General features: G+C 47.0%; 12 protein-coding genes and 1 pseudogene. 8 read left to right on the forward strand and 5 right to left on the reverse strand.

All coding sequences use genetic code 11. The features are described from left to right. From F7Q90_RS22940 to F7Q90_RS27995, 7 genes and pseudogenes are all read left to right on the forward strand, one after another. Positions 1 to 135, forward strand: a 135-nt coding sequence (locus tag F7Q90_RS22940) for a transposase domain-containing protein (RefSeq protein ID WP_151161057.1), incomplete at its 5' end; no start/stop codon positions are given. 1,573 nt (positions 136 to 1,708) lie between these two features. Beyond that, the gene (locus F7Q90_RS22950) at positions 1,709 to 1,930 is read left to right on the forward strand and encodes a hypothetical protein (protein WP_044243100.1); all 222 of its coding nucleotides are present in this window, start codon (positions 1,709 to 1,711) and stop codon (positions 1,928 to 1,930) included. Positions 1,931 to 2,329: 399 nt separating this feature from the next. Then, positions 2,330 to 2,734 (forward strand): hypothetical protein, encoded by a 405-nt coding sequence (locus F7Q90_RS22955; RefSeq protein ID WP_141119410.1) that lies wholly within the window; start codon positions 2,330 to 2,332, stop codon positions 2,732 to 2,734. Between the two features lie 1,079 nt (positions 2,735 to 3,813). Beyond that, positions 3,814 to 3,972, forward strand: coding sequence for a DUF5993 family protein (locus tag F7Q90_RS26790; RefSeq protein ID WP_006122093.1), 159 nt, complete (start codon positions 3,814 to 3,816; stop codon positions 3,970 to 3,972). A gap of 8 nt (positions 3,973 to 3,980) precedes the next feature. Then, positions 3,981 to 4,532, forward strand: coding sequence for a disulfide bond formation protein B (locus tag F7Q90_RS22960; RefSeq protein WP_006122094.1), 552 nt, complete (start codon positions 3,981 to 3,983; stop codon positions 4,530 to 4,532). A 74-nt stretch (positions 4,533 to 4,606) separates the two neighbouring features. Then, positions 4,607 to 5,386, forward strand: a complete 780-nt coding sequence (locus F7Q90_RS22965; protein WP_006122095.1) for a phytochelatin synthase family protein — start codon at positions 4,607 to 4,609, stop codon at positions 5,384 to 5,386. A 61-nt stretch (positions 5,387 to 5,447) separates the two neighbouring features. Then, positions 5,448 to 7,393, forward strand: a pseudogene (locus F7Q90_RS27995) (gamma-glutamyltransferase family protein). Positions 7,394 to 7,650: 257 nt separating this feature from the next. Here F7Q90_RS27995 and F7Q90_RS22985 read toward each other — a convergent pair. Together F7Q90_RS22985 and F7Q90_RS22990 are read right to left on the reverse strand one after the other, a co-directional pair. After that, a complete protein-coding gene (locus F7Q90_RS22985; protein WP_006122098.1) occupies positions 7,651 to 8,361 on the reverse strand; it encodes an aspartate/glutamate racemase family protein in 711 nt (236 codons plus the stop codon). Then, on the reverse strand, positions 8,361 to 8,798 hold the full coding sequence (locus tag F7Q90_RS22990) for a multidrug effflux MFS transporter (protein ID WP_141119411.1): 438 nt from the start codon (positions 8,796 to 8,798) through the stop codon (positions 8,361 to 8,363). The genes F7Q90_RS22985 and F7Q90_RS22990 overlap by 1 nt, the downstream gene beginning before the upstream one ends. A 31-nt stretch (positions 8,799 to 8,829) precedes the next feature. Here F7Q90_RS22990 and F7Q90_RS22995 point away from each other — a divergent pair, with 31 nt between their 5' ends. Next, positions 8,830 to 9,129: a hypothetical protein gene (locus tag F7Q90_RS22995; protein WP_141119412.1), complete on the forward strand. Its 300-nt coding sequence runs from the start codon at positions 8,830 to 8,832 to the stop codon at positions 9,127 to 9,129. Between the two features lie 126 nt (positions 9,130 to 9,255). Here the strand turns inward: F7Q90_RS22995 and F7Q90_RS23000 are convergent, their stop codons facing one another. The 3 genes from F7Q90_RS23000 to F7Q90_RS23010 are packed head-to-tail and all read right to left on the reverse strand — an operon-like array spanning position 9,256 to position 11,301. Continuing rightward, positions 9,256 to 9,762 carry an MFS transporter gene (locus tag F7Q90_RS23000; RefSeq protein ID WP_006122099.1) on the reverse strand — a complete coding sequence of 169 codons (507 nt, stop codon included), beginning with the start codon at positions 9,760 to 9,762 and terminating at the stop codon, positions 9,256 to 9,258. After that, complete coding sequence (locus F7Q90_RS23005) at positions 9,743 to 10,981, reverse strand: ATP-grasp domain-containing protein (RefSeq protein ID WP_006122100.1); 1,239 nt, start codon at positions 10,979 to 10,981, stop codon at positions 9,743 to 9,745. Before F7Q90_RS23005 ends, F7Q90_RS23000 begins: the two co-directional genes overlap by 20 nt. Continuing rightward, positions 10,978 to 11,301, reverse strand: coding sequence for a TauD/TfdA family dioxygenase (locus F7Q90_RS23010; RefSeq protein ID WP_044243116.1), 324 nt, complete (start codon positions 11,299 to 11,301; stop codon positions 10,978 to 10,980). Before F7Q90_RS23010 ends, F7Q90_RS23005 begins: the two co-directional genes overlap by 4 nt. Positions 11,302 to 11,488 lie beyond the last annotated feature (187 nt).

Genomic DNA, 11,488 nt, shown 5'->3' on the forward strand with positions numbered 1-11,488 from the left:
CTGATCGTCACCTGCCGGCTTAACGGCGTTGACCCCGAGACGTGGTTGCGTTACGTCATCGGTCATATACAGGACTGGCCGGTGAACCGGGTCCGCGATCTGCTGCCATGGAAGGTCGAGCTTCCCTCTGCCTGAACGTCAATACGGTCTGAATGCGACGCTTACGTTAGTCCCTGTGTCTGAGTTCCAGCAAACTGAAATTATATTTCCGGTATATCGGTTTTATGACGGACTCATAAAATCAGATTTTTCCTGTCCGGACGGGCCCTATCCTGAATCAGATAGTTGTTAAAGTGAGACGGGAAAGAACGAATCAGTCAACGGGCATGCAGCGCTGAGCGGTACGCTTTCACGGCGGATATTTATATGCTGCGGATGTCTGCTCTGTGCCATGAACAGCCTCTCCGTTATCGCCCGGCCCCACAGGATAGCGCCCCAGGAGCTCCGTGACGTACGCGAAAACATAATCTGTCTCAGGCGTTTTTTGCCCACTACCTTCATACGGGCGAAACCACGTACCATAACTGGGATATGGGCAGGGAAAAACTTAAAGCCCAGGCGGTTGTGCTGATCCGTACGGTGCAGCAAAATCCTGAGATGGCCAGCCAGGGGCCTTAAAACATTCTGCCCTGTGGGCCCTGCGGCTAATGACATCAATCCTCTGTATGGTTTACGTCATGCTTTGCTTCCGCATCCTGCGTTTCCCTCTCTTTTAATGCCTTAAAAGCTTCTTCGCGGGCAGGGCCATGGCCCTTTCGGTTCCTTTCCTGGCGGGTAGTCGGGCTAGAGTTTGGTGGCTGGCGTCAACGTCAACGGCTGCTGACAGCTGCCGCCGCCCCGGCAAAGGGCCACCGTGGTTCTGTGGCCAGTCCACGTTGTGGACTGCAAATACCCCATCTGACGTCTTTCTCGTTATTCCGGTCATGCCTTGCTCGGAAGGGAGTTAGTTGTAACTCTTCCCTTCGACATAAAAGGACAGACCGGAAAAGAAAAAACCGAGTCAGGGGAAGGCTTTTTATCCATGTCAGATCGGCTTGCAGTTGATCGGGAGCCAGTAAGGCAGGTAAACCCTGAGTCATTTGATGATTTTTACAAGCATAAAGACAGATGAGATTCCAGCGAAGCACAAATGAGAGGTGCGCTTACCGGAAGCCGCGCCGTTCGAACTCGCTTCCCTGTCTGCGTCCGTGGTGTCTCCGCTTAACATGCCCGCAATCACCTGTTCGGCTGAAAGCGTTAATACATAGTGACCATCATTTGATTAGTCGGCCTGTTAAAAAATCTGGTCGCACATGGAATACCAGAGCCAGGCACTTCGCCATCAAACCTAACCGCTGTTTATTGCACATCCGAAACATGACTAAACTTAAACAAATGACGCGAACATAAATTAAATAACAGGCATAGATATAAATATAAATGGTGTAACAAAGTGTTAATTATATTAACTAAATGTAATTAATTGCATTAAACCCTTATTAACCAGTATATTATAAAAAGCGCAGCGGTAGTTGACATTAAATAACTATAACCTTAGATTACCATTCCAGAGCTTAACATTTAAAATATTCTAATGTTTTTTGTGCTTTTCTTGTTGTTTACGGGAAAGGAAAGTCTCCCTGAGACAACCAGTGCGCACGATTATGTACAGATTGAGATGCATAAAAATCGTACAAACCTAAGGCAAATTAATTGAAGGAGAACTACCATGCCTAAACCGAATCTTTCTTACCAAGAGACTTATGCCTGGAGTGGGCGCGTATTAAATGGATTGAGAAAAGCAGCGGCAGAAAACAATTTTACAGAAATCCTGCCCAGCATCGTTTCTTCAAGCTATGAACCTGGCGCAAGACATTCCATTGCAGTACTGGGTGATAAAGATCTACCGGAAATAGTTGCCGATCAGCCTGGGAAGGGCTTTGTTGAATAAATGGATTTTATGCTGTGGTACTATGAAAACGGTTGTTTCAGATAACATAAAATCAATGCATTACATGCTTGCGTATGACGGTGTTCTGTCTGGCATCAGCGTTTTCTACCAAAACAGTGCAGACAAAACAGAATGATTACCTATTATTCAACAAAGCCGATTTCCTCCTGACTGGCCAGCATTTTGGTCCCGGATATGTTTTTTAGCCATATCCATAAGGCTGCTGACAGCGCAAAGGTGGTCTCCACATCTGGACGATATCAGTCTGTGTGATTGGATTTATTCGACCTGCGTTAAAAGACGCTGTTTCACTTTGTGCCCTCTGCGCGGCTCTGTTATGCATTGAACACAGGTTTTTATCTTTAACCCGTTATGTGGGCCAGGTTATATAAAGGAGAAATGATGTCTGTTTCAATATCACTTGCAGCATTCAAAGTTAATGCGGGTGGGGAAAGCATCACAAGCTATGAAACAATCAATGAACCGGGAATAGCAGAGGCTTTCTGGCGTCGGGCGGAATCAAATCTGTATATGGTTTGTCTTGCGAAAAAGAGAGGAGAGCTTCGGGATATCAAAGGCGGAATTGCCATATTAACGAGTCTTACTCATCATGACAGAGATTTCCAGGATGCGATCATGAGCCTGATTCGTAGTTCTACCGTCCTCAAACCTGTCAGCGAGAAATCTAATATGTCACTTTTACCCGCTAAGCTTTCGATAGAGGGTGAAATACCGACAGAAGATGAGCTGAGAAACGTTTTTTTCAGGCAATATCTTAAACACAGTAGTTCAGGTAGCGCCTGAATAAAAGTTGGACAGAACCGGAGCTGACGCACCGGCCTTATCCTTTCTCCTGCTCAGCACAGTAATCCATCGCCTGCCTTTCTGACATCCATTCTCTGACTTTCATTTTCTTCTCTTTTCTAAAAGCCACTTTACGGGCAGCAGTATGGCGTCCGGTCGGCTGTCATGCTCCACAGTTGCGGGGTTCCATCCTGACGCAACTCCTCTCACCTGCAGCAGCTGTTCCGGCTGCGGCGCTCCGCACGTCACGCCGTTGCGGCGAGTTCCCGCTTTCTGCAGGTGGGGTGTTCGCCTGTCTGAGTCCTTTCGCCGGGGCTGAGACAAGCACAAACCGCCTGGCTGTCCAGGGATGGCTGAAGCCTCTCGCCAGAGAAATTTTGTCTGGCCAAAAAATTTTTCCTCTCGCGCCCGGACAGCTAAACCGGCCCATGCCTGATTTGTCCTTTGCGGCGACCCGCCTGGTGAGAGGCGCTGCAGCCGTCCGGCCCTGAGCGCGTAAAGACAGAGCTGATGCCGGAGCACACACGTCAGATACAGAAAGAACGTGAGCTTAATCATTCCTTTTCATAGCGTCACGCTGCGTGACCATATCCGCCATTTTTACTCACACTCCATTACTGACATCGCGGTGTATTAATCAACGGGGAGCAGGTCAATCATGTTCAGATAATGACATATTCCCTTCGCAAAAAATTATTACTGGTCCTCTGGCAGAATAAAATACTGTTCTGTTCAATCCCACTGGAACTGAATATCCATTCTCACCACTCAACGCCGTGGCTTTGTTGAATAATAGGTAATCATTCTGTTTTGTCTGCACTGTTTTGGTAGAAAACGCTGATGCCAGACAGAACACCGTCATACGCAAGCATGTAATGCATTGATTTTATGTTATCTGAAACAACCGTTTTCATAGTACCACAGCATAAAATCCATTTATTCAACAAAGCCCAACGCCGTTCATCTGTTTCTCAGGTTATGTTCATCGGATTGTGAACACAGGACGGACCTGTCGCCTTATCCGATTATATGCCGGAGGAAGATGATATGGCATTTTACTTTTATTAATGGAGTCATACATGTTTATGTATTTACCCTTCCTGATGGGTTGCGGAACCATTTTCAGTGCGCTGGCCGGTAAACGAAAACTGGCTTATCTGTTCTGGTTTGCCGACCTTGTCATCATTCTCGCCTGGTTGAAATATCACGCCACCGATGCACTTCTCCTTTCGTTTTAGAGGCCACTATGCAATTTACAGAAAAAAAAGATATTTCGCGTCCGCTTAATCTGTTGATGCTGCTCCTGGTGAGTGTTGCGTTATTCTGCGCGTTCTATTTTCAGCTGAGATTTTTCGATCTGCCATGTCCGCTTTGTCTGCTGCAACGTGCGGCTTTGTTGCTTATCGGGTCGGGGTTACTGTTTAATCTCTGTTTTGGTAATAAAAAGCTGCATTACGGCATGGTGATTATTGGCGCTCTGGCGCTGGCTGCCGTCGCTGCCCGCCATATTTTCCTGCATATTTTGCCGGGCGATAAAGGTTATGGTCTTCCTTTCTTTGGTCTGCATCTTTATACATGGAGTTTTATTTTAGCGGTGGCGATTGTGTTTGGTGTTGCCATTACCCTGATGGTTACGCCTGAAAAAGCCACGGCAGGACCTATCCGCAATCCGTTGATTCAACGTGCAGTTGTGGCTGTTTTTGCTTTGCTGATGGTGGCGAATTTGCTTTCAACGGTGCTGGAATGTGGCGGTGGGCAGTGTGACGATAACCCTACCTATTATCAACTACTGAAATAATTTTTACCGATCTCAATTGCATAATGCTCTTTGGTGGCATGTTGAGATGCGCACTATAAAATTTGGGAACAGTAATGAAAAAAATAACCTCTCGTATTGCCCTGTTGACGATTTGTTTGATGCCTGTCAGCGGGTTCAGTCAGATTGTTGACTGGCAAAGCCCAGAAGGAATTCAGCGTTTAACACAGGCAACGGTTAAACAGGATTTCTTTTCTCTGGCCCCGCAGTTTGAAGGGCAGAATAATAAAGTCTATTGTGGCGTTGCTTCAGCAACTATCGTGCTGAATAGCTTGCGGCTGCATAAAAATAAGAAAATTGAGCCAGATAGCAGCTTAATAAACACTGAGGATAGGGTTTATTTTCCAAAGAATAACGGCTGGCAGCCATTCTGGAATCGTTATACTCAGACCAGCGTAGTTAAATACAGCAGCAAACCACGCATTGAGATTTTCGGTAAACCGAAAACGCCTGGCGGGCAGGCTGATTATGGTCTGCATCTGGAAGATGAGCGTCGTCTGCTCAGTAATGCCGGATTAAAAGTTAAAGCGGTGCCGGTGAAAGATCTCGCACAGCAGGACAAGATGAAGAAAGAGATTATTGCCGCCATGCAACAGGATAACTCTTTTGTCATCGTCAACTTTTTACGCAGTGCCATAGGCCAGTCGGGCGGTGGACATTTCTCTCCTCTGGGCGCTTATGATGCCAAATCTGATTCATTTCTGATCATGGATGTATCCAATACCGAACATCCGTGGATTTGGATCGACAGCCAGACCCTGTTTAAGGGGATGAACACGCTTGATGGTGCTGAGAACCGTGGCTACCTGCTGCTCAGTGAAGCTGATAAAACATAATAATCATGATGTTATGGCGTAGGGATGCGCCATATTTTTTTGGTTAAAGAGAAATTATTCCATGTTACGTAATATTCTTTTCATTTTTCTTTTAACATCTGGCGTTATTACTGCGGGTCAGGTTGAGGCTGCTTCTGCGCCAGCCATCGAAGCTCGCCACGGAATGGTGGTAAGCTCACAGGCGATCGCTTCTCAGGTGGGCATCGATATCCTGAAACAGGGTGGTAATGCCATCGATGCAGCGGTCGCGGTAGGCTATGCTCAGGCCGTAGTTAATCCTTGCTGCGGCAATATTGGTGGTGGTGGTTTTATGCTGATCCATCTTGCTGACGGCAAAGATACCTTTATTAACTTCCGTGAAACCGCGCCTGCCGCTGCGCGTGCCGATATGTATCTTGATCCGCAGGGTAAAGTGCGCTCTGATGCCAGCCTGCATGGTTATTCTGCGGTGGCCGTCCCCGGCACGGTCATGGGGCTGGATTACGCTCAGAGACACTATGGCAAACTCAGCCGTCAGCAGGTTATGGCACCGGCGATAAGACTGGCCCGTCAGGGCTTTATTCTGACGCGAGCGGATACCGATATTCTGGATACTACCGTCAACCGGTTCCGCACGGATGCGCAGGCGGCGAGGTGGTTTCTGCGGCCAGACGGTTCGCCACTTCAGCCGGGTGACAATCTGAAACAGCCTGAACTGGCTGAAACTCTTAGCCATATTTCCCAGTCCGGGACGGATTACTTTTACAAGCAGCCGATTCCTCAGCGCGTTGAGGCGGCTGTGGCGAAAGGGGGGGCAATTATTACTTCTGCGGACTTTGTCCGTTATCATGTCACCGAAAGTGCACCTTTGCGGTGTCACTATCGGGGTTATGAATTTATCTCTTCCCCACCTCCCAGCTCCGGTGGCGTCGCGCTTTGCGAGATGGTGAATATCCTTTCTGGCTATGACATACGTGCGCTGGGCTTTAATTCTGCCGACTCGGTTCATGTGATGACGGAAGCGATGCGTATCGCTTACTTTGATCGCAATAATTCACTGGGCGATCCTGAGTTTATCCACAACCCGCTAGATAAATTGCTTAGCACATCTTATGCAGGGCTTTGTTGAATAATAGGTAATCATTCTGTTTTGTCTGCACTGTTTTGGTAGAAAACGCTGATGCCAGACAGAACACCGTCATGCGCAAGCATGTAACGCATTGATTTTATGTTATCTGAAACAACCGTTTTCATAGTACCACAGCATAAAATCCATTTATTCAACAAAGCCCTTATGCAGATGAAATGCGGCAGGGCATTCATCCGACCGATGCGACGCCATCCCGGCTACCTGAAAGCAAACAGGTGAATGGTGAGCGTCCGGAAACCACCCACTATTCTGTGGTTGATGAACAAGGTAATGCCGTGTCCACCACCTATACCATCAACGGGCGATTCGGTGCTGTGGTTATGGCGCCGGGCACCGGTTTTTTCCTCAACGATGAGATGGATGATTTCACCACAAAAATTGGTGAGAAAAACATGTTCGGACTGGTACAGGGAGCAAACAATGCGATTGCTCCCGGTAAACGCCCCCTGTCGTCAATGGCGCCGACCATTGTGACGCACGACAACGAGGTGTTCCTGGTGCTGGGCTCGCCGGGTGGGTCGCGCATCATTACTGCATCCTTGCAGGTGGCGCTCAATATCATCGATCACGGGATGTTGCCGCAGGAAGCGGTGGATGCGCCGAGGGTGCACCACCAGTGGCTACCGGATGAAGTCTATTATGAGCAGCACGGGCTGTCGTTTGATACTTTAAGGCTGCTACGCCAGCGCGGTTATAAGCTGACCGAGCAGACCCCGTGGGGCGCGACCGAACTGATTATGGTTGCGCCAAAACTCAGCGAGGGTAAAAAAGCGGCTGACTCCGGTAATGATTCTGCCGTTTCTGGGAAATTGAGACCGGGCTGGCTGTACGGTGCAAATGACATCCGCCGTCCGGCAGGAGCCGCGGTGGGGTTTTAATCCAGCTGTAAGCATGATTAAGGATTTTGCTGTCTGACAGGCTTTGTTGAATAATAGGTAATCATTCTGTTTTGTCTGCACTGTTTTGGTAGAAAACGCTGATGCCAGACAGAACACCGTCATACGCAAGCATGTAATGCATTGATTTTATGTTATCTGAAACAACCGTTTTCATAGTACCACAGCATAAAATCCATTTATTCAACAAAGCCGAGGAAATCATGTGCGGCCTGCCTGGCCAGCATTTCTAAATTCAGCTACCGGGTCGACCTCATTTTGGCAAAACCGCGAATGACAGCTTCAGCCAGACTTGTTGCCGTATCCACAATCGGCAGCGGCTGTTGGGGATGGCTTTTAAGCAGGGGGCTTATGTCCGTGCAGGCAATAAGCAGCGCCTGTGCGCCAGAATCCTGTGCCAGGGAAATCAGCGTCCTCCACTGCGTTATCACTTCAGGATCGGAAAATCCTCTTTGCTTGACCAGCGCAATTAAACCCGTGGTGATTGCGCGTAATGGGTCAGAAGAGACACAGCGCTTTCCCGCTATATGCAGACGCTGCTGATAAAAACCCGCATCAAGCGTAGACGCAGTAGCAATCACGGCGATGTTCTCCGTTTCAGCAGGCAGGTGTTCAAGCGCACAATCGGCAATATGCAGCACAGGAATGCCGGCACTGGCCTCCTGCATCTCAGCGAAGTAGCAATGGGCAACATTACAGGGAACCGCGATCAAATTAACCCCCGCTTTTACCAGATCGCTAATCCCATCGCGCAGTGCTGCTGACATTGCGGCATCTTCAACCACCCGATCAGGAAAAAAAGGTGTCGGCAAAGAAATGATGTGCATTTTGGGATAGTCGATATCGAATCTGGCTCCGTATTGCTTTTGGCACTCATCCACTAACATATCAATAAAAGGCGCTGTAGAACGAGGCCCCATACCGGCTAACACACCAAGGCTGTAAGACATTACGCTCTCTCCCTCTGATAACGGGTAAAATTCATCATGCATAGCGCCAGCAGTAAAAAAGAAATTATCAACAGCTCAACAGATACATCAAGTGCGCTGCGAAGAGGACTCAACGTAGAAAGGGCAATCACGCACCCTGCGCCCGTCATAGCAATAGCACCTACAGCAGCGCCCGCATAACCGGCCTTCTTGCCATACAGATCCATGCATCTGGCCGTGGAGCTGGGCGTCACAATGCCTTCGCCAAGCGCGACAATCATCATAGGAACAACGAATGAAATAATAGCGTTGGGTAACATTTTGCTGAGTATCAGCATTGATACAGAGCCAGTAAGGATGAGTAACACGCCTAACGTGCAAATCGTCGTCACTTCAAAACGAGCAGAGAGTTTCGAAACAATAAAGTTTCCGACCATCACACAGGGAACAATAGCCAATGGAACCAAACCACAACTCTTGTGGAGAAAGGTGAAAATTATCCTGAAGAATGTAAGAAGCCGAAAGCAGGAATACCAGTTCTGCCGCATAGCCCAACATATTGAACAGTGCCATTCTCATGAACTCGCCGTGGCTAAAAATATCACGGTAGTTTTTCCCCAACCGGACCAGCGTAAACCGGCTTTGTTGAATAAATGGATTTTATGCTGTGGTACTATGAAAACGGTTGTTTCAGATAACATAAAATCAATGCATTACATGCTTGCGTATGACGGTGTTCTGTCTGGCATCAGCGTTTTCTACCAAAACAGTGCAGACAAAACAGAATGATTACCTATTATTCAACAAAGCCGCGTAAACCTGTTGGTTTCGTCCCCTACATTCTCGTTCGTTTCAGGAAGAGAAAAATAGAGATAAACAATAAAGCAAAAGGCCATCACACACAGCGTGGCGAAATTAATCCGCCAGCCAAAAAAAGCCCTGAATGGCTCCACCTGCCATAGGTGAAACCGCGGGCGTTACGGACATAAACATGACCAGTATGCCCATAAGCTTCAGTAATTTTTTACCGTGTGACATATCCCGGGCAATGGCTCGTGCTATCGGGCCGACACAGCCTACTCCCAGACCAGTAACGATCTTTCCGGCCAGGAAAGCAGGACCGGACGTGGCCAGGAAACATGCAAGATTGCCAAGGAAAAAAATAGATAGGCCGATTAGGGCTACAGGGCGGCGGCCATAATAATCCGATAGCGGGCCATAAAAAAGCTGTGCCAGTCCAAAAGACACCAGCGTTAATGTCACTGAAAGTTGTAAAAGGGCATCATTAGTGCCCAGTGGAGAACGCATATGGGGTAATGATGGAATAAATAACGTATTGTTAAACTGGCCCATAGCGACCAGTAAAACGATGATTATTCCAACTGAAAGGGTCCCCGACTGCTTATTTGGTAATGACGGCACCGTATTCACCTTTATCAGTAATCAACTTTATTTTTGCCAAATCATGAAAAACATCTTCAGATTTCCCTGTCAGAGTACCTATAGCTGACCAGTTGCTTTCTCCTAAGGCGGGAATAACTGTGCCCATATTCACAGCCAGATGATGTGAGGAAGCGGGCTCAGAAAGATCAAATCGTAACAGTCTTGCGCTTTCCGCCAGGCCATAAAGGATCCCTGTAACATCCTCCCGAACGGGCCTGTCAAAAAAGCTGTTCTCAATAACAGGTTTTTGCAAGACAGCGACGCTGATAGCATGTAAAAAAATTTTTACCGGACTGACATCATAGGCAAATGCAATCAACTCCATAACATTCGTTCCGCCGGGCCTGCCCATATTGGCATCAATAAGCCTGACTTCATCCCCATTAACCATAAACTCAATATGGAAAAAGCCGTAATTAAAATCTGCCCGGTCGATTAACGTACAGACAACGTTTTTACATTTCTCATAAGCCGTATTACCCATGTCATTCTGGTAGGGGAACTTATGCTGTACTTCAGTATTTCCATATTTAAAACGTTTTGTAGCGCCGATAAAATTGACCTTATTATGACAGGCATAGCCCTCAATACTGACCAGTTCTCCGTCAAAAAATTCCTGAATAATATATTGATTAGGATTGAGATAGTCAGGGATCTTCTTAATAGCGAGAGCTATCTTTTCCTTGAGTTCATCAAAAGTTTGGAAGGTGAAAGTGCCTATGGCCCCCGCCGTCAGGCCTGGTTTAGCGATGAATTTTGCTGCTCCTGAAGCAGAAATAAAGTCTTCAATAGTTTTTTCAGGCGTGACCTGCCATTCAATTCCCAGAGAGGCAGGAATATATTCAGGAATAATTTCATTAACCCAGGCCTTATCCTTCAAGTTAAGCACGCTCGCTGAAACACCAGGGAGGCCAAGCTCTTTGTTTGCCGTGGCGATAATGGCCAGGCGACTGTCCAGAAGTGTGGTCAGGCCCGCAATCTTCTCTATGCCGAAAGCGTTCACCACACGTTTAATATCTTCGATGTCTGTGGTATCACAGAATATAGCCCTTTCCTGCGCCAGCTGGATGAGGGCATCACCTTCCTGGTTCCAGTAATTAGTAAGGAAAACGGGCTCATAGCCCAGATTTCTGATTGCACGAGCAATATAGGAAACGCCCAGAAAAGACGCTTCTACAACCATGATATGTTGATTCATACGGCTTCCTTAATTTTCTTTACGTAAAGTCTTTGCAGCCAGCGGTCTTTACCATCAAATGCTGGTTTAAATAGCGAACGACCATGTAGCATTTTATTATTATCAATAATTAATGCAGACCCTGGTGAGAGCAGGGCTTCAAAAGCATGCTCATTAAAAAGGGATCTTAATTTCTCAAACAGAAACTTGGCTTCCGGCGTACCGCAATGAACTACGCCACGATTAAAATTGAAGTAATATCTTTCGCCTTTGCTGAAATCGGCTAAGGGTCTCAGGTAATAAATATCATCACCTTCTGAAAAAGAATACGGCGCTCTCACAAAATATAATTGGCTTTGTTGAATAAATGGATTTTATGCTGTGGTATTATGAAAACGGTTGTTTCAGATAACATAAAATCAATGCATTACATGCTTGCGTATGACGGTGTTCTGTCTGGCATCAGCGTTTTCTACCAAAACAGTGCAGACAAAACAGAATGATTACCTATTATTCAACAAAGCCGGT

This window comes from Pantoea stewartii subsp. stewartii (assembly GCF_008801695.1).
Lineage (GTDB): Bacteria > Pseudomonadota > Gammaproteobacteria > Enterobacterales > Enterobacteriaceae > Pantoea > Pantoea stewartii.